The following is a 17,915-nucleotide window of genomic DNA, read 5'->3' as shown; positions in this document are numbered from 1 at the left end:
GAACACATGCCGTCCCATCCGTCCCGCCTGTCCGATTCACCGTTTCCCGCCCGACGACACGTCCTGCGCTCCGCCGCGCTCTTCGCCGCCGTCCTGCCGCTGGCCGCCTGCGCCGCGACCGAGGACCCGCTGGCGGAACAGGCCAAGGCCGGCAACGGGAAGAACTACATTGCCGGGGACGGTTCCGTCCAGGAATACGACCAGGCAAGCCGCGGGAAACCTGTGGAACTGGACGGCACGACGTACGAGGGCAAAACCATTGACTCGGCGCAGCTCAAGGACCAGATCACCGTCCTGAACTTCTGGTATGCCGCCTGCGCCCCGTGCCGGCTCGAGGCGCCGCATCTGGCCAAACTGAGCAAGGCCTTCAAATCCAAGGGCGTGCAGTTCTACGGGGTGAACGTCCGTGATGGCCAGGACACGGCGCACGCGTTCGAACGCACCTTCAAGATCGACTACCCCTCGATGCCCGACGCCGACGGATCGATCCTGCTCTCGATGACCGAATACGTCCCCCCGCAGGCCGTGCCCACCACGCTGGTGCTTGATCGCCAGGGCCGGGTGGCGGCCCGCCTGCTGGGTGAAGCCGATGAGTCCACGCTGAAGGCACTGATCTCCGACCTGGTCTCCGAGTCCGCGTGATCGCCGGGCTCGTCACTGCCCTTCCGGCGCTGGGCGTCCAGGGCAACCCCTTCGCCGAGGCCGTCCAGGACGGCTCGCTGCTGCTCTCGATCCCGGTGGCCGTCCTCGCCGGGCTCGTCTCCTTCCTATCGCCCTGCGTCCTGCCGTTGGTTCCCGGGTTCCTGGGCTATGTGACCGGGCTGACCGGGGCGGATCTGGCCGAACAGAAACGGGGCCGGATGGTCACCGGCATCGGGTTGTTCGTCCTCGGCTTCAGCGTGGTGTTCATGCTCATCGGGATCGTCTTCACCAAGGCGACCGTCTGGCTGGCCCGGGACGGGGACTGGGTCACCCAGGCCCTGGGCCTGGTGGTCATCGTCATGGGCATCGTGTTCATGGGCGGATTCTCCTGGTTCCAGCGTGATCGCAAGATCCACCACCGGCCCCCGGCAGGTCTCTGGGGTGCCCCCGTGCTGGGCATGACGTTCGGTCTGGGATGGGCCCCATGCATCGGGCCCACCCTGTCCGCAGTGCTGATCATGAGTACCGGCCCCGACGCGAATGTGGCCCGCGGTGCCCTGCTGACCTTCACCTACTGCCTGGGCCTGGGGGTGCCGTTCCTGCTCATCGCCCTGGGATTCAGGAGGGCCGCGGGGACGTTGGCCTTCTTCAAGCGCCACCAGGTGGCCGTCATGCGCGCCGGCGGCCTCCTGCTCATCCTGTTGGGCCTCGTGATGGTCACGGGGCTGTGGGGTGAATGGGTCGTGCAACTGCAAACATGGTTCGCCAACGAGATAAGGTTGCCGATTTGATGGCCCTGAACAGCAAGTCCAATCACGCATCGTCGGGTTCCGCGGGCGGGAAGAACCCCCGGGGAGGCCGCAAGCCCGAGGTGGCGGTACCGTCCCTGGGGCCCTGGGGCATGGTGAGGTGGGCCTGGACCCAGCTGACCAGCATGCGTACCGCCTTGTTCCTGCTCCTGTTGCTGGCCGTGGCCACCGTGCCGGGATCGCTGTTCCCGCAGCGCCCGGTGAACCCGACGGAGGTCACCGCCTACCTGGAGAACAAGCCGGTGCTGGGGGAATGGCTCGATACCTTCCAGCTCTTCGACGTGTTCTCCTCCGTCTGGTTCTCCGCGATCTACCTGCTGCTGTTCATCTCGTTGATCGGCTGTGTCTTTCCCCGGGCGAAGAAGCACTACAAGACCTTGCGCACCCCGCCACCGCGTACCCCGGCCCGGCTGTCGCGGCTCCCCGAGAACGGGAGCTTCGAACTGGCCGACGATCCGGCCGCCCGCAGCGACGGGGAGGTCCTCGACCGCTCCGCCGCCCTGCTGCGCAAACGCGGTTACCGGGTCGAGAAACGTCCCGGGGGCACGACGCCGTCGGTGGCCGCCGAACGCGGCTACGTCCGTGAAATCGGGAACCTGGTCTTCCACTTCTCGCTCATCGGCGTCTTGGCCTCCGTCGCGATCGGTGGGGTCTACGGGTACACCGGCCAGCGGATCGTCGTGGAGGGTGAGTCCTTCGTGAACACGCTGGTCTCCTACGACTCCTTCAATCCCGGAACCGGTTTCAAGGAAGGCTCGCTGAGCCCCTTCTCCGTCGCTCTGGACGACTTCGATGTCACCTACGACCGCGAATCGACCACACACTTCGGCCAGCCCATCGACTTCCATGCCCAGGTCACCACGTCCGAACCCGGCCAGAAGCCACGGAAGCAGGATCTGCGCGTGAACCATCCGCTGCGGATCGGTGGCACCGCCGTCTATCTGGTGGCCAACGGGTACGCCCCGGACATCGTCGTGCACGACGGCAACGGCAAGGTGGCCTACTCCGGCCCGGTGGTGGCGGTGCCGCAGGACGAGGTCTTCACCTCCCTGCTGGTCCTGAAGGTCCCCGACGCGGCCCCCGACCAGCTCGGTTTCGTCGGCCTGTTCCTCCCCACGGCGGGGATCACCGCCGAGGGGGTGGGGGTCTCCCTAGATCCGAGCCCGACGGAACCGCAACTGCAGCTGAACTCCTACTACGGTGACCTCGGTCTGGACTCCGGGGATCCACAGAACGTCTTCGTCCTGGACACCGACGACCTGAACGAACTGAACAGCAGGAAGCTGGACGCCGGCGGCCTGGTCGTCAATGCCGGCCAGACGGTGGAACTGCCCCAGGACAAGGGCACGATCACCTTCAAGGGCATCAAACGCTACGCCGCCCTGGACGTCCACCACGATCCGGGCAAGCTGCCGGTGGGCATCTTCGCCGCCTTGGCCCTGATGGGTCTGGCCGTTTCCCTGTTCACCCCCCGCCGGCGTGCCTGGATCAAGGTGCACCCCGCCGCGGGCGAATCGGGTGGCTCCGGGGAAAAGAGTGGGCGTATCATCGAATACGGAGTGCTCGCCCGTGGCGAGGACCCGCGTGTACGGCAGGAAGCCCGGGAGATTCGCACACTTCTTGAGCGTGAATTCACCGGCACCGACCGGACCGAAGTTTAGGAGACAGAGGAAAAACGCATGCCCACGATCAACGAAAACCTCGGCGCCTACAGCGACCTCTTCATGCTGCTGGCGGCCATGGCCTACGCCATTGCCTTCATCGCCTTCGCCTGGGATCTGGCCAAATCGAGCCGCACCATCCGTGAACTCGAATCGGGCCTGCTGGCCGAGGAGGCCAAGCAGCTGGCCATGGCCGGTGCCGCCGGAACGGGATCCGCACGTGGCGCCGCCGCGACCAGCGCTCCTGCTGGTCCGCATGCCCCCGCCGAAGACGATGGCCTGCTGGTCAACGAATCGATGAACTACACCCGGGATGCCGGCAAGCGCACGGCAGCCCGCATCGGAGTCTCGGTGGCCTGGATCGGCGTACTGATCCACGGGTTCGCCGTCGTCTCCCGCGCCATCGCTGCCGGCCGGGTGCCGTGGGGGAACATGTACGAATTCCTCACCACCGGCGCCTTCCTGGTGGCTGCGGTGTTCCTGGTCGTGCTGCTGCGCAAGGACCTGCGCTTCATGGGGACCTTCGTCATCGGCCTGGTGACGTTGATGCTGTGTGCCGCGACGATGGGCTTCCCCACCCCGGTCGCGCATCTGGTCCCGGCGTTGCAGAGCCCCTGGCTGGTCATCCACGTCTCCATTGCCGTCCTGGCCTCTTCGCTGTTCACGATCACCTTCGCGTTGAGCGTCCTGCAGCTGATGCAGGCAGACCGCCAATCGAAGCTGGCCGCCGGCAAATCCGATAAATTGGCGTTCCTGCGTCTGGTTCCCAGCGCGGCCGCGTTGGAGAACTTCGCCTACCGGATCAACGCCGTCGCGTTCGTGATGTGGACGTTCACCCTCATCGCCGGTGCCGTCTGGGCCGAAGCCGCCTGGGGCCGTTATTGGGGCTGGGACACCAAGGAAGTCTGGACCTTCGTGATCTGGGTGGTCTTCGCCGGCTACCTGCACGCCCGGGCCACCCGTGGCTGGACCGGCACCCGGTCGGCCTGGTTGAGCATCATCGGCTACCTGTGCATCGTCTTCAACTTCACCGTGGTGAACCTGTACTTCAACGGCCTGCACTCCTACGCGGGAGTCTAGCCACCGCCGGATCCCCGAGGGGCCCGGGAGGAGACCGCAAGGTTTCCTCCCGGGCCCTCTTCGTCCAGAGGGTGGCCTCGGGACGGCAGGCGGGAGGCGGGACCGCAGGGAACGACGCAAGCCCCGGCAGTGTGCCCTCCGGCGCCCGGGCGATGACCTAGAGTGGTTTGATGCCCTCAGCCCAGGACCCCCTGCCCTTCCACCGCACTGCCATGTTGCCGCTGCTGCTGGCCATGGTCGCCATCGCGCTGGCGCTGGTTTCGACGTTCCTGGCGGCACTGGTGGCCAAGCTGGTGCTGCTGGGGCTGGCCATGCTCTTCGTGGTGGGCTGCGGTGTGAGCCTGGGGATCCTCTTCGCCCGCGTCCGGAAGGAAGCAGCAAAGCAGCCTCGCGACTGAACTGTGCAGGGCCCCTTCGGCCCAGGAAGGGTGCCTAGCTGCTCGGCGGGTTCGAGTCCTGGTCGGAGGAATGCGTCCCATCGTCATGCGGTGGGTTCTGGTTCTTCCGGGCTTGCTCCTCACGGGCCCTCAGCTCGGCCTCACGGCGACGCAGGTCCTCCTCCTTGGCGCGTTGGCGCCGTTGGGTTTCGAGGCTGCGCAGGAAGTCCGGGTCGTCGTCGGGGGCCGCCGGGCCACGGGTGGGCCGCTGGCCCTGGGAGGGGCCCGAGCCCGAGTCGTCCGGACGGCCGAGCCAGAACCATAAGAGGGCCCCGATGAGCGGAAGCAGGATGATGGCCAGGATCCACCAGGGCTTGGCGATGCTGCGCACCCGGTCCGCCGGTGTCTGCACGCACTGGATCACTGCGTAGATGGTGACGGCGAGGGCCACCAGTGCACCGAGCATCAAGTTTCTGACCATGGATCCATTGTAGTGAAGAAAACGTGCCGCTGCTCCAGCCGGTAGAATCGAAGAGTGCAGTTCCTCAAGTACTCCCTCATCCGTCTGGTCCTCTTCTTCGCGGTCTTCGCCGCCCTGTACTGGTTGTTGGGCTTTTCCCCCTGGTTGGCCGCCATCATCGCGGCCGTGATCGCCTTCTGCGTGGCCTATCTGTTCCTGAACCGGATGCGGACTGAAAGCGTCCGGCAGGTCCAGGGACGGGTGGAGGAGCTACGCCGGAGCCCGGGGACCCACAAGGGGACGGTCGAACGTGAGGACGAGGACGCCGAGGACGACTTCCAGTAGTCCAGCGCGGATCAGCCCTGCTGACGGAGCACGACCGTCACGACCATGCCGATGGCGAAAAGCACGCTGTAGCCGAGGTTGATGAACCCGGTCTGCCGTAGCACCGGGATCAGGGCCGCGCGCCGACGGGTGCGCAACATGACCCAGGACGGCATCAGACACAGCGGGGCGATCAGGACGACGAGCATCAGCCAGGGGAAGTCGGCCACGACCAGCAGCGGCAGCAGCAGGGCCAGCCCCAGCATCAGCACATAGGAGATGCGGGCCCCGTCATCGCCCAGACGCACCGCCAGGGTCCTTTTGCCGACCTCGCGGTCGGTGGGGATGTCGCGCACGTTGTTGGCCATCAGCAGGGCCGTGGCGATCAATCCGGTGGCACAGGCACCGACCCAGGCGGTCGCAGGCAGTTCGAGGACCTGGGTGAACGTGGTGCCCAGGGTGGCGACGAGGCCGAAGAACAAGAAGACGAACACCTCGCCCAGGCCCTGGTAGCCGTAGGGCCGGTCCCCGCCGGTATAGCCCCAGGCCGCGAAGATCGCGGCGACCCCGACCAGCAGCAGCGGCCAGGCCTCGGACAGGACCACCAGGGCCAGCCCGGCCACCGCGGCGGCAGCGAAACAGCCGAAGGCAGCGGCCTTGACCCGGCCAGGCTTCGCCGCGCCGGAGCCGGTCAGCCGCAACGGGCCGACGCGGACGTCGTCGGTGCCGCGGATCCCGTCGGAGTAGTCGTTGGCGTAGTTCACGCCGATCTGCAGCAGCAAGGACACCAGGGCGGCCAGCCCGGCGCGGATCCAATGGACTTCGCCCGCCACCCCGAATGCCGCCGCCGTGCCGATGATGACCGGGGCGATGGCCATCGGGAGGGTGCGCAGCCGGGCGCCTTCGATCCATTGGGCGGGTGTGGCCACGGCAGGGTCCTCTCGGGTGGGTGCTGGCTGTTGGTCCAGCGTCCTATTCTCTCCCTGCCGCCGCCAACTGGGAAATTGCCGCCCGACGGTCGGGTTTGCCGCCCGGGAGGGCAGGAAGCTCGGGGACCTGCAGCAACCGGCGGGGGACGGCCGCGGGCCCCAGCGAGGACCTGACGGCATCTCGGATGGATTCTCCGGTGGCCTCCCCGGTGACCAGTGAACCGATGGCGGAGCCCCATTCGGGGTCGGGGACCCCCACCACCAGGGCGGAGCGGACCCCGGGGACCGCTTCGATGGCGGCAGCCACCGCGGCGGCGGAGATCTTCACGCCACCGGTGTTGATGACATCGTCGATGCGCCCGAGCACGTTGAGCACCCCGTCCTCGTAGCTGCCCAGGTCATCGGTGGTGAACCAGCGCCGCCCGGCGGCGTCGAGGAGGAAGCGCTCGGCCGTGTGGGCGGGGTCGTCCAGGTAGCCCGCGGCCAGGACGTCCCCGCCCAGGCGGATCCTGCCGGCGGCGACGTCGAGGTGCACCCCGGGCAGCGGTTTGCCGTCGTATACGCAGCCACCGCAGGTCTCGGTCATCCCATAGGTCCGCACGATGTTCAGGCCGTGGGAGCGGGCGCTGGAACGCAACGATTCCGAGGCGGCCCCGCCGCCGAGCAGGATCGTGTTGAACCGACGCAGCACCGCGATGGTTTCCGGTGCTGGATCCTCCAGCAGGCGGGCCAGCTGGGTGGGCACCAAGGAGGTCAGGCGCACCTTGTCGGTCAGCTCGCCCGCGGCAGCGGTGAAGGCCTGGGCAGTGAACGAGCCGGCCAGGTCCATGGCCCAGGGACGGGTTCCTGCGTAGAGGCTGCGCGTGAGCACCGCCAAGCCGGCGACGTAGTGCACGGGCAGGGCCAGCAACCACTGTCCTTCGGTACCCAGATGTTCGGCGGCGGCCATGGACGAGGCCGCCAGGGAATCCGTGGGCAGCACGGTGCGTTTCGGTGTCCCCGTGGAACCAGAGGTCCGGACGACGGCGGCGGTGCCCTCCGGGACGTCCTGCGGGGTGTCGATCCGGTGGCTGCCCGCTGCCTCGCCGGGCAGGATCTCGACCGCCGGCCCCTCGTCGTTCAGGGTCGCGGCGAGGGCTTTCAGGATCTCTGCGATGTCCATCCCGGGCTCCTAGAAGTAGTAGGGGTGCGAGGACCAGTCGGGTTCGCGTTTGGCCAGGAAGGCATCCCGGCCTTCCACGGCCTCATCGGTCATGTAGGCCAGGCGGGTGGCCTCCCCGGCGAAGACCTGTTGGCCGGCCAGCCCGTCGTCGGCCAGGTTGAAGGCGAATTTGAGCATCCGGATCGCCTGCGGTGACTGGCGGGCGATATCGGCCGCATATTCCAGGGCGACCTCCTCGAGGCGCTCATGGTCCACCGCCTCGTTGACGGCTCCCATCGAGACCATGTCCTCGGCGGAATATTCGCGGGCCAGGAAGAAGATGCCGCGGGCATTCTTCTGGCCGACCTGCCGGGCCAACAAGGTCGAACCGTAGCCGGCGTCGAAGGAGCCGACCGTGGCGTCGGTCTGCTTGAACTTGCCGTGCTCACGGGAGGCGATGGTCAGGTCGGAGACCACGTGCAACGAGTGGCCGCCGCCGGCCGCCCACCCGTTGACGACGGCGATGACGACCTTGGGCATGGTGCGCATCAGCCGTTGGACCTCGAGGATGTGCAGGCGCCCGGCCCGGGCCGGGTCGATCGACTCGGCGGTCTCGCCGCCGGCGTAGCGGTAGCCGTCCCGGCCACGGATGCGCTGGTCCCCACCGGAGCAGAAGGAGTGGCCCCCGTCCTTGGCGGAGGGGCCGTTGCCGGTCAGCAGCACGGTGGCCACATCGGAGGTCATGCGGGCATGATCGAGGGCCCTGAAGAGTTCATCGACGGTTCCGGGGCGGAAGGCGTTGCGCACCTCGGGCCGGTCGAAGGCGATGCGTACGGCGGGCAGATCACGGAGGATCCTGCCCTGGGCATCGCGTTCCACCTGCCGATGGTAGGTGATGTCCTCGAAATCGAAACCCTCCACGACCCGCCAGCGGATGGGGTCGAAGAGATCGGATACCTGGGGTGGAAGTACGTTTTCAATCACGCCCACGAGTCTAGCGCCAGCAGGGTCGTGGACCTCGCCCGGGCGGGTTTTTCGACACCCTGTAGAATGAAGTGTCCACTGGAATCAGGAGGACACGTTGGAAATGATCACCCGTGCCGATCTACCGTTCTTGGCTGAAGCCGATACGGCGGCACTGCATATCTCGATGTTCATGCCCACCCACCGCTTCGGCGACCAGTCCCGGGCGGACCAGCTGCGTTGGAAGAACCTGCTCAGCGCGCTCGAGGAATCCCTGGAAGGGCGTCTACGCCCGGCCGAAATCGACGACCTGCTCGCCCCTGCCAGGCAGCTGCGTGACGATGCCTGGGCTTGGCAGCACATGAGCGACGGGGTCGCATTATTCATGCGGCCGGGGTGGCACGCCAGCTACCGGGTGCCGTATTCCGTCCCCGAATTCTCCACGGTCGGTGACCGGCTGGTGCTGGGGCCGCTGTTCCGGCTGCTCTCGGGCGATGAACAATTCCTGCTGTTGGCCGTCAGCCAACGCAACCTGCGCCTGCTGGAGGGCGACCGCCAGCAGATGGCCGAACTCGAGCTGAACGGGGTGCCCACGGCCCTGCGCGACGTCGTCGAGGCCCAGGAACCCCGGTCGGACACGATGGCCCGGCCGGCTGCCGACGCCGGAACCAAGGGCGGTTCGGCCGTGTTCTACGGCCACGGTGCCGCCGATGAACACTTCAAGAAGAACGAAGTGACACGGTTCGTGCGTGAAGCCGCCAGCGGGTTGCGTCCGCTGCTGTTCGAACGCGGACTGCCCCTGGTGCTTGTGGGCCCCGATCTGCTCGTGAGCGAATATCGGGGCGCCGGGGACTATCCCCACATCCTGGACGACGCCGTGATCCGCAACCCGGACCCTCTGTCCTCCGGTGAATTGCATCGGCTGGCCTGGCCCGTCATCGAAGACCGGTTGCGTGCCGAGAGGTCGAAGCTGATCGAGCAGTTCCGTTCCCTCCATGGGACCGGAAGGGTCTCCAGCGATCGTGCCGAGATCCATGAAGCCGCCCTGCACGGGCGGATCGAGACCCTGTTCATCCAGGCCGATCCGTGGTGCTGGGAGCAGGCTGCTTCCGGACCCCACACCATCGTGGCGCTGGGACGGGACGACCGGTATGCCGGCTGCGAGCAAATCGAGGCGGCAGCGGTCGCCACGATGGGCAGCGGGGGACTGGTCCATGCCAGTTCGGAACCGGCCGACCCGGACAGCCCGATCTCCGCGATCTTCAGGTACTGAACACCGCGGGGGTAGGGCGGTAGGCTCCGAGGATGGAATCGTTGCGAACCCAACAGGATGTCAACGCCACCGCGGATGTGGTGTGGAGTGTGCTGCAGGACGGTGCCCAGTACTGCCGCTGGGTCCCCGGGGTCGAGCACGTCGATGGAGGCATCCAGGACGGCCAGTCCATCACGCTGCTCGGCCCGGAGGGCCAGGACAGCACCCGGATGCAGGTCACCACGGCCACGAACCGCCGGAGCATGACCTGGCGGACGGGCCCCGGGTGGGGATTGGACGCTTCGGAGATCACCTTCGAACTGGCCGAGACCGAATTCGGGTGCACGGTGGTGCTCGACCGCCGGGACTCGGGGCTCCTGCACGGCCTGCTGGGGGACGACGAGGAGGACCCCAAGGCCCGGCTCGACGAACTGGCCAGGAACCTGGCCCAGGCCGCCGAGACCCGGGGAGCCCATGAGGAGGTCCGGCAAAGCCCCGACGGGGATCCCGGGGAGGGCACCGGCATGGGTATCTCGGGGGCGGACGTCGAGCCGGATCCCGGCCCCGGGGTGCCGGGGCCGGACCGGGGGACTGCCTGACGACGGCGGGCCCGGAACCATCAGGATGGTTCCGGGCCCGCCGTAGTTGCCTCCAGGGCCTAGCGGGGATCCTCGGCGAGGATCCCGGTGTCGTTGGCATTCGGGGTCTCCGTGCCGCGCAGCGATGCGCCGGCGGTTTCGACCATGTAACGCACGGCGATCAGACCCACGACCGCCGCAATCATCATGTAGACGGCCGGGAAGAGCACGAATCCGGTGCTGTCGATGACCGCCTCGTTGACAATGGCCGCGGTGCCACCGAGCAACGCAGTGGCCACGTTGTAGGTGATGGCGAAGCCGGCAAAGCGGACCTGGGAGGGGAACATCGCCGGGAAGGTGGCCGTGATCGTGGCCAGCTGCGGGAGGTACAACAGACCCAGTACCGCGAAGCCGATGATGGCCAGCCCGAAGTTCTGGCCGATGAGCCAGAACATCGGTACCGGGAAGATGATCAGACCGAGGGTGGAGGCATACCACATGGGCTTGCGACCCACCTTGTCGGAGAGGCCGCCAACGAACGGGATGACGCACATCATGGCCACCTCACCGAGGATGATGACGATCAGCGCCTGATTCGAATCCATTCCCAGCTGGCTTTCCAAATAGGTGGGCATGTAGGTGATCAAGGTGTAGTTCACCATGTTCAGGCAGGAGACCATGCCGAACATGACCAACATCGGGCGCCAGTATTGGGTGATCACGGCCTTGAGGCTGCCGCCCTCCTCCACCCCGCCGGTCTCCTCGAGCTCTTGGAACACCGGGGTGTCTTCGAGCTTATTACGCAGGTACAAACCGACCAGGCCCATCGGGAGGGCCAGCATGAACGGGATCCGCCAGCCCCAGGAATCCATGGCCGCCTCGGGAAGCACCAGTTGGAAAAGCAACATGACGGCAGCACCGAGGGCGAAGCCGCCCAGTGTGCCGAACTCCAGGAAGGAGCCGAAGAAACCGCGCTTCTTGTCCGGGGCGTATTCGGCCATGAAGGTCGCCGCGCCGCCGTACTCGCCGCCGGTGGAGAAACCCTGCACCAGGCGCAGCAGGATCAGCAGGATCGGAGCCAGGATCCCGACCATGTCGAACGTCGGGAGCACGCCGATGAGGAACGTGGCCCCGGACATCATGAGGATGGTCAGGGTCAGGACGGTTTTGCGTCCGAGCTTGTCGCCCAGCGGGCCCCAGATGATTCCACCCAGGGGGCGCACTACGAACGAGACGGCGAAGGTGGCCAACGCCAGGATCGTTCCGTACTCCCCGGGAAAGAAATGAGCGGTGATGTAGGTCACCGCCACCGCATATACGCCGTAGTCGAACCATTCGGTCAGGTTGCCCATGGCTGAAGCCGCGGTGGCCTTGTGGATCATCGAGCGTCCCTCGGCGGTGTCAAGATCCGGGCCGATGTCCTCGGAGTAGTCGATGGGGGCCTGCGCGGTGGCGTCGGGGGTGCCCTCCGTCGAGGGGGAGTCTGTGCTGTCGTTCGGTGGCATGGGTGCCTCCCAAAATTCTTCAGCTTTCGTCGACAGGGGCCGGTTCTGAGCGCCCAGGGCGGAGGGCCGGCGACGGTCCACGATCCGGTGTCGAGCATCGGAGTCTGTCAAAGGCATCCATATTACCGGCAGGTATAAAAGCGGTCAATTTCGTCATCAGGGCCGGGGTGAGTTGACCGGTGGGATGCGGGGTGGGAATCTCTTAGTGAACGATTGGTCGGTAATTGTGTCCCGAGACGCATTCCACGGCCGGCAAAGATGCCTGAACAGAGGCCAACCGAAGAGGGGTTTTCATGTCCGAAGCATTCCTGGTGGGCGGAGCCCGCACTCCGGTCGGTCGTTATGGCGGGGCCCTGGCCTCCGTGCGTCCCGATGACCTGGCGGCGTTGACCGTCCGGGCCGCCGTCGAACGGGCCGGAGTCGATCCGGAGCTGGTGGACGAGGTCATCTTCGGCAACGCCAACGGGGCCGGGGAGGAGAACCGGAACATCGCCCGCATGGCCTGGCTGCTGGCCGGGTACCCCGATTCGGTCCCGGGGATCACCGTGAACCGGCTGTGCGCCTCGGGGATGTCCGCCATCACGATGGCCAGCCACATGATCAAGGCGGGGGCCGCCGACATCGTCGTCGCCGGTGGGGTCGAATCGATGTCCCGCGCCCCGTGGGTGATGGAGAAGCCCTCCAAGGCCTTCGCGAAGCCCGGCGCCACCTACGACACCTCGATCGGCTGGCGGTTCCCCAACCCGGCCTTCCTCTCCGGGGAGCTCTCCCGCGACGGGAAGACCACCTTCTCCATGCCCGAGACCGCCGAAGAGGTCGCCCGCGTCTTCGGCACCTCACGGGAGGATTGCGACGCCTTCGCCGTACGCTCCCACGAACGCGCCCTGGCAGCCATCGCCGCCGGCCGCTTCGCCGAGGAGATCGTTCCGGTCACCGTGACCGGGCGCAAGGGCGCCCGGACCATCGTCGATACCGATGAGGGGCCGCGCGCCGGGACCACCATGGAGGTCCTGTCCGGACTGCGCCCGGTGGTCAAGGGCGGTTCGGTCGTCACCGCAGGCAACGCCTCGACGCTCAACGACGGCGCCTCGGCGATCATCGTCGCCTCCGAGGCGGCCATCGAGAAATACGGGTTGACCCCGCGCGCCCGCATCCTCGACGGGGCCTCGGCCGGGGTGGCCCCGGAAATCATGGGGATGGGCCCGGTCCCCTCCTCCAGGAAGGTCCTCGAACGCACCGGGCATACCGTGGACGAGCTCGCCGCCGTGGAACTCAACGAGGCCTTCTCCTCCCAGTCCCTGGCCTCCATGCGCGAACTCGGCCTGGACCCCGACATCGTCAACAACGACGGCGGCGCCATCTCGCTGGGCCACCCCTTGGGCTCCTCCGGCTCCCGCATCGCCCTGACCTTGCTGGGCCGGCTGGACCGTGAAGCCTCCGCAGGGAACAAATTGGGACTGGCGACCATGTGCGTGGGCGTCGGCCAGGGAGCCGCCCTGCTCGTCGAGGGGGTCTAGTGGTGGGTGCACAAGACCTGGGTCCCCAGGAGCAGCACGACGGCGCAGCCGGGCTCGACGCCGCGGGCTTCGCCACGCTGATCGTCACCGAGGCAGCCGACCGGATCACCGTCCGGCTGCACCGCCCGGAGGTCCGCAACGCCATCGACCAGACGATGGTCGATGAACTCCATGCGGTCTGCAGCCATCTGGAGGCCTCCCCGAAGATCCTCATCCTTTCGGGGACCCCCTCGGATCCGGAGACCGGGGCCAAGGGCATCTTCGCCTCCGGCGCCGATATCGCCCAATTGCGCCAACGCCGCCGCGAAGACGCCCTGGCCGGGATCAACTCCTCGCTCTTCGAGCGGATCGCCCGGTTGCCGATGCCCGTCATTGCCGCCCTGGACGGTTACGCGCTCGGTGGGGGTGCCGAGCTGGCCTACGCCGCCGACTTCAGGATCGGCACCGAGGCCCTGCGGATGGGCAACCCCGAAACGAATCTGGGCATCATGGCAGCCGCCGGGGCCACCTGGCGGTTGAAGGAGCTCGTCGGGGAGCCGATGGCCAAACAGATCCTGCTCGCCGGGAAGGTGCTCACCGGAGAGGACTGCCTGAAGGTGGGTTTGATCGGCGAACTGGTCGGCTCGGCCGAACTGGGCGGTGCCGCCGAGGCGCTGGCGGACCGGATCGGCGCCCAGGACCCATTGGCGGTCAGGGTCACCAAGGCCGTGTTCCACACCCCGCGGGAAGCCCACCCGGTGATCGACACCCTGGCCCAGTCGATGCTCTTTGAGTCAGAAGCCAAATTCGACCGCATGCAGGCATTCCTCGACAGGAAGAAGAAGTAACGATGACCCCCAGCACCCCGGAAAAGAACACCGCCGTCCCGAGCGAGGCCGACGCCTCGACGTCCCTGCCCACCCGGGTCGGGGTCCTGGGCGGGGGCCGCATGGGCGCCGGCATCGCCCATGGCTTCCTCATCAAGGGAGCCGACGTGCTCATCGTCGAACGCGACGCACCCAGTGCCGAAGCCGCCCGGGAACGGGTCGCCACGGCCGTGGGCAAATCCATCGACCGCGGCCTGGCAGGAGCCGTCGAGGACCATCTGGCCCACCTGACGGTGAGCACCGACTACGCCGACTTCGGGGACCGCGAACTGGTCGTCGAAGCCGTCCCGGAGATCTGGGACCTGAAGGTCTCCTCGCTGCAGGCGGTAGAAGCCGAGCTGGGCTCCGAGGCCGTCTTGGCCTCGAACACCTCCTCGCTGTCCATGAGCGGCCTGGCCGGTCATCTGGCCCGTCCCGGGAGCTTCCTGGGGCTGCACTTCTTCAACCCGGTCCCGGCCTCGACCCTGATCGAAGTCGTCATCGCCGAGCAGACCGCGCCGGCCCTGGTGGAGAAGGCCCGCGGCTGGGTGGCCGGTCTGGGCAAGACCGCCGTCGTCGTCAACGACGCCCCCGGCTTCGCCTCCTCCCGGCTGGGGGTCATGCTCGCCGTGGAGGCGATGCGCATGCTCGAGGAGGGCGTTGCCTCCGCCGAGGACATCGACAACGCCATGGTGCTCGGCTATAAACACCCCACCGGCCCGTTGAAGACCACGGACCTCGTGGGGCTGGACGTGCGGCTGGGGATCGCCGAATACCTGGCCGAGCAGCTCGGTGAACGCTTCGCCCCGCCGGCGATCCTGCGCCGGAAGGTCGAACGCGGGGACCTGGGCCGCAAAACCGGGCAGGGCTTCTACGACTGGAGCTGATCCGTGGGGCCCCTCCTGCCGGCGATGGGGGCGCATGGCAGGATGGGCCCATGAACGAGGTGAACTGGGAAGGCGCCGTCAACGCGCGGCGCGTGGCAGGACGGCTCTACCGGATGGGCCGCAGCGAATGGCTCACCGAACGCGGGTGGGCCCAGGCCCATGACGCAGGCATCCGCACGGTCATCGACCTGCGCAATGCCGACGAGCGTCGACGTCGGCCCACCGACCCCGCGGTCGACCCCGGGGCGCTGGCGGGGATCACCGTGCTGCATTGCCCCACCGAGGACCAGGCCCATGAGGAATTCATGGCCGCGGCCGCCTCGGCAGACACCCCGTACCTCAGCGATCCGCGCTACTACCCGGCGAACCTGGAGCACTTCCCCCGGCTGGTGGCCGGCGTCTTCCGTGCCCTGGCGGCGGCCCGGGGCTCCGTCGTCGTGCATTGTTCCGCCGGCCGGGACCGGACGGGAATGATCATCTCCATGGCGCTGGCCCTGGTCGGCAGGCAGGATCTGATTCCCGGCCAATACGATGCCGGAGCGCGCGGAATCAACGAATGGCACCGGATCAGCCCGGTCAAACACCCCTATGAACGGCATTTGAGCGAGGAAGAGCTGGCCCCGGTCATTGCCGGACGCCAGCAGTCACTGGCCGAATTCGTCGACGGGATCGACGTCGAGGCCTTTCTGCTCGGGCAGGGGCTGACGGTCGCCGAGATCGATGCGGTGCGGGAACTGCTCGCGGGCTCCCGGGCCTGACCGCTGCCGGTCGGGGATCGGCGGGAGGACACATATCGTCCGATCCAACGATTTTTCGAATTCGACTTGCCAGAACCCGGGCCGGGGGAGTTGGCTGGTTGGCATGGCAAAAATCCTCGTCCTCGGTGGTACCCAGTGGCTGGGCCGAACCCTTGCGCTGCAGGCCGTCGAGGACGGGCACGATGTCGGGTGCTTGGCCCGTGGCAGTTCGGACGGCTTCCCCGAGGGGGTCCGCGAATTCCGGGTCGATCGTGAGGTCGAGGACGCCTACGCGGGGGCCGCGGCCGAACCCTGGGACCTCGTGGTGGAACTGACCTGCCGGCCCGCCCACGCCAAGGCGGCGGTGGAAGCCTTGTCCCCGCAAGCCGGACACTGGGTCTTCGTCTCCTCTTGCTCCGCCTACGCCGTCCACTCCCGGGCGGGGGCCGCCGAGGCCTCGAAGCTCCTGGTGGCCCAGGACTCCAGCCTGGGTTACAGCGACGAGAAGTTCGGCGAAGCCAAGGCCGGTTGCGAATGGCTCACCGTTGCCTCCCGTGGCAATGCGGCACTGCTGGTCCGTCCGGGACTGATCGGTGGCCCCGGGGACCCCACCGGCCGGTCCACCTACTGGCCCCTGCGGTTCGCCCGCGGGCAGGAGCCGGTCCTCGTCCCCGACGACGACGGCGAGGCCCGCTATGTCCAGATCGTCGACGTCCGCGATCTGGCGGCCTTCATCCTGCGCGCCGGGCTCGAGGCCCGCAACGGACCGGTCAACGTCGTCGGTGCCGAGATGCCGCTGGGTGACGTGATCGCCAGCGCCCAGAGTGCCGCGGGATACAGTGCCGCCGTCGTGCCCTACCCGTTGCACCGGATGCCGGACGACGCCGTCGCCCCCTGGTCGGGCCCCCGCTCGCTCCCGCTGATCCTGCCCGCCGGGACCGAATTCGCCGGCTTCGCCCGCCGGTCGGATCGCAGGGCCCTGAAGTGGGGGCTGGTGCGCCGTCCGTTGGCCGAGACGTTCTCCGATATCATCGCCGCGCACGACCCCACCGAGGAGCTGCGCTCGGGACTGAGCGCGGATCACGAGGCGGAGCTGATCAACCGACTGGGCTGAGTTGAATCATCGTCAGGTCCAGGCGGCGGCCAAAAGGTCGGCGAGCAACTCCTCGGGATCCTGGTCGAGTCCCCGGCTGGTGAACCAGGAGCAGACGTTCCGGCAATCCCTGGCCAGCAGATCGGCGCCCAGCGGGTTCGCGGCCAGATCGACCAGTTGTGGCAGGTCGATGATCACCAACCGGTTTCCGGAGACCAGGATGTTGTACGGGGAGAGGTCCCCATGGGCGTATCCCAGCGAGGCGAACCCGCCCATGGCCTCGACGAGCTGGTCGAAACAGGACTGGAGCACAGGCCGCGTCGGCCGCAATTGCTGCAGTCTGGGGGCTGCGGCGTCGGGATGGTCGGGGTCGGTGATGAATTCCATGAGGATCTCGGTGCCATCCACCTGCACGGGGTAGGGGACCGGGATCCCGGCTTCGTGGGCCCGGACCAGGAAGTTCCATTCGGCGGCGGCCCACTGGGCCGCCTCGACCTGGCGGCCATAGGAGGAACCGTTCTTCAGTGCCCGCGCATCCCGGCTGCGCCGTACCGTGCGCCCCTCGGTATAGATGGTGGAGCGGCGGAAGGCGCGCTGTTCGGGGGGCCGGTACCTCTTGGCGGCCAGTAGGGACCGGCGGGTGTCGGTGGCGCGTTCGAGCAGGAAGACGTCTGCTTCCTTGCCGGTTTTCAGGATCCCGAGTTCGGTGTCGATGGCCCCGGCGTCCTCGATGATGAACCCCGGGCGGGGCGTGGGGCCGCGCATCAGTCGTTCCACGTTGTTCCAGGTGGACCAGCGTTGATTGGCGGCCAGGGAATCGTCGAGCATGTTCCATCCCGCGGGGCGTTCCTCGCCGGTGCCGTGTCCGGACGTCGCGGGCGTCAGTTTTTGGAAGGTGGTTTCCGGATCAGTAGCGGAATTCGAAGTCATGTAGGTGGTGGCTCCCGGGGAGGTGGTCGATGGAGGTCGGGGCGTGTGGGGCAACAAGGGTCGTCATGGCGGCCTCCCGGGAGTCGGTGATGGGCGGGACCCTGAGTCAACAACAGTGATCGAGGAAAGTCAATCACTTTCGGATCGACCGCGCCCCACTGGCCGTCATGTAGGCTGGGCCTCAA

General features: G+C 67.5%; 19 protein-coding genes. 13 read left to right on the top strand and 6 right to left on the bottom strand.

Annotated elements, in window-relative coordinates:
- Window positions 1-6 precede the first annotated feature (6 nt).
- The 5 genes from ACT3S6_RS01360 (at window position 7) to ACT3S6_RS01340 (ending at window position 4,590) form a co-directional block, all read left to right on the top strand.
- Window positions 7-642 (top strand): TlpA family protein disulfide reductase, encoded by a 636-nt coding sequence (locus ACT3S6_RS01360; RefSeq protein WP_444553360.1) that lies wholly within the window; start codon window positions 7-9, stop codon window positions 640-642.
- Window positions 639-1,433 carry a cytochrome c biogenesis CcdA family protein gene (locus tag ACT3S6_RS01355; RefSeq protein ID WP_444553359.1) on the top strand — a complete coding sequence of 265 codons (795 nt, stop codon included), beginning with the start codon at window positions 639-641 and terminating at the stop codon, window positions 1,431-1,433. The genes ACT3S6_RS01360 and ACT3S6_RS01355 overlap by 4 nt, the downstream gene beginning before the upstream one ends.
- Window positions 1,433-3,112: a cytochrome c biogenesis protein ResB gene (resB, locus tag ACT3S6_RS01350; RefSeq protein ID WP_444553358.1), complete on the top strand. Its 1,680-nt coding sequence runs from the start codon at window positions 1,433-1,435 to the stop codon at window positions 3,110-3,112. Before ACT3S6_RS01355 ends, resB begins: the two co-directional genes overlap by 1 nt.
- A gap of 18 nt (window positions 3,113-3,130) precedes the next feature.
- On the top strand, window positions 3,131-4,192 hold the full coding sequence (gene ccsB, locus ACT3S6_RS01345) for a c-type cytochrome biogenesis protein CcsB (protein WP_444553357.1): 1,062 nt from the start codon (window positions 3,131-3,133) through the stop codon (window positions 4,190-4,192).
- A gap of 170 nt (window positions 4,193-4,362) precedes the next feature.
- Entirely contained in the window at window positions 4,363-4,590 is a 228-nt protein-coding gene (locus ACT3S6_RS01340) for a hypothetical protein (RefSeq protein WP_444553356.1), read from the top strand.
- A gap of 34 nt (window positions 4,591-4,624) precedes the next feature.
- Here ACT3S6_RS01340 and ACT3S6_RS01335 read toward each other — a convergent pair whose 3' ends face one another.
- Window positions 4,625-5,050, bottom strand: coding sequence for a PLDc N-terminal domain-containing protein (locus ACT3S6_RS01335; RefSeq protein ID WP_444553355.1), 426 nt, complete (start codon window positions 5,048-5,050; stop codon window positions 4,625-4,627).
- A 54-nt stretch (window positions 5,051-5,104) separates the two neighbouring features.
- Here ACT3S6_RS01335 and ACT3S6_RS01330 point away from each other — a divergent pair, with 54 nt between their 5' ends.
- Window positions 5,105-5,374: a DUF4229 domain-containing protein gene (locus tag ACT3S6_RS01330; protein ID WP_444553354.1), complete on the top strand. Its 270-nt coding sequence runs from the start codon at window positions 5,105-5,107 to the stop codon at window positions 5,372-5,374.
- Between the two features lie 11 nt (window positions 5,375-5,385).
- On the opposite strand, the gene ACT3S6_RS01325 is transcribed toward ACT3S6_RS01330, so the two are convergent.
- From ACT3S6_RS01325 to ACT3S6_RS01315, 3 genes are read right to left on the bottom strand one after another with little or no spacing between them, the layout of a single operon-like run.
- Window positions 5,386-6,282 carry a 1,4-dihydroxy-2-naphthoate polyprenyltransferase gene (locus tag ACT3S6_RS01325; RefSeq protein ID WP_444553353.1) on the bottom strand — a complete coding sequence of 299 codons (897 nt, stop codon included), beginning with the start codon at window positions 6,280-6,282 and terminating at the stop codon, window positions 5,386-5,388.
- Window positions 6,283-6,325: 43 nt separating this feature from the next.
- On the bottom strand, window positions 6,326-7,444 hold the full coding sequence (locus tag ACT3S6_RS01320; protein WP_444553352.1) for an AMP-binding protein: 1,119 nt from the start codon (window positions 7,442-7,444) through the stop codon (window positions 6,326-6,328).
- A gap of 9 nt (window positions 7,445-7,453) precedes the next feature.
- On the bottom strand, window positions 7,454-8,404 hold the full coding sequence (locus tag ACT3S6_RS01315) for a 1,4-dihydroxy-2-naphthoyl-CoA synthase (RefSeq protein ID WP_444553426.1): 951 nt from the start codon (window positions 8,402-8,404) through the stop codon (window positions 7,454-7,456).
- Window positions 8,405-8,510: 106 nt separating this feature from the next.
- Between ACT3S6_RS01315 and ACT3S6_RS01310 the strand changes: the two genes are divergently transcribed.
- Both ACT3S6_RS01310 and ACT3S6_RS01305 read left to right on the top strand, forming a co-directional pair.
- Entirely contained in the window at window positions 8,511-9,659 is a 1,149-nt protein-coding gene (locus ACT3S6_RS01310) for a baeRF3 domain-containing protein (protein WP_444553425.1), read from the top strand.
- A gap of 32 nt (window positions 9,660-9,691) precedes the next feature.
- Entirely contained in the window at window positions 9,692-10,237 is a 546-nt protein-coding gene (locus ACT3S6_RS01305; protein WP_444553351.1) for an SRPBCC family protein, read from the top strand.
- A 59-nt stretch (window positions 10,238-10,296) separates the two neighbouring features.
- On the opposite strand, the gene ACT3S6_RS01300 is transcribed toward ACT3S6_RS01305, so the two are convergent.
- The gene (locus ACT3S6_RS01300; protein ID WP_444553350.1) at window positions 10,297-11,721 is read right to left on the bottom strand and encodes an MFS transporter; all 1,425 of its coding nucleotides are present in this window, start codon (window positions 11,719-11,721) and stop codon (window positions 10,297-10,299) included.
- Between the two features lie 293 nt (window positions 11,722-12,014).
- On the opposite strand from ACT3S6_RS01300, the gene ACT3S6_RS01295 reads away from it, so the two are divergent.
- The 5 genes from ACT3S6_RS01295 (at window position 12,015) to ACT3S6_RS01275 (ending at window position 16,821) form a co-directional block, all read left to right on the top strand.
- Window positions 12,015-13,238: an acetyl-CoA C-acyltransferase gene (locus tag ACT3S6_RS01295; protein WP_443382424.1), complete on the top strand. Its 1,224-nt coding sequence runs from the start codon at window positions 12,015-12,017 to the stop codon at window positions 13,236-13,238.
- 17 nt (window positions 13,239-13,255) lie between these two features.
- Complete coding sequence (locus ACT3S6_RS01290) at window positions 13,256-14,065, top strand: enoyl-CoA hydratase/isomerase family protein (RefSeq protein WP_444553424.1); 810 nt, start codon at window positions 13,256-13,258, stop codon at window positions 14,063-14,065.
- Window positions 14,066-14,067: 2 nt separating this feature from the next.
- Window positions 14,068-14,970 carry a 3-hydroxyacyl-CoA dehydrogenase family protein gene (locus tag ACT3S6_RS01285; protein ID WP_443382426.1) on the top strand — a complete coding sequence of 301 codons (903 nt, stop codon included), beginning with the start codon at window positions 14,068-14,070 and terminating at the stop codon, window positions 14,968-14,970.
- A 50-nt stretch (window positions 14,971-15,020) separates the two neighbouring features.
- Window positions 15,021-15,728 carry a tyrosine-protein phosphatase gene (locus ACT3S6_RS01280; protein ID WP_443382428.1) on the top strand — a complete coding sequence of 236 codons (708 nt, stop codon included), beginning with the start codon at window positions 15,021-15,023 and terminating at the stop codon, window positions 15,726-15,728.
- A gap of 103 nt (window positions 15,729-15,831) precedes the next feature.
- On the top strand, window positions 15,832-16,821 hold the full coding sequence (locus ACT3S6_RS01275; protein ID WP_443382430.1) for an NAD-dependent epimerase/dehydratase family protein: 990 nt from the start codon (window positions 15,832-15,834) through the stop codon (window positions 16,819-16,821).
- Between the two features lie 12 nt (window positions 16,822-16,833).
- Here the strand turns inward: ACT3S6_RS01275 and ACT3S6_RS01270 are convergent, their stop codons facing one another.
- Window positions 16,834-17,730 (bottom strand): serine protein kinase RIO, encoded by an 897-nt coding sequence (locus ACT3S6_RS01270; protein ID WP_444553349.1) that lies wholly within the window; start codon window positions 17,728-17,730, stop codon window positions 16,834-16,836.
- Window positions 17,731-17,915 lie beyond the last annotated feature (185 nt).

This window comes from Arthrobacter sp. AOP36-C1-22, assembly GCF_052377515.1.
GTDB lineage: Bacteria > Actinomycetota > Actinomycetes > Actinomycetales > Micrococcaceae > Arthrobacter_H.
This window is presented reverse-complemented; position numbering and strand designations above follow the sequence as displayed.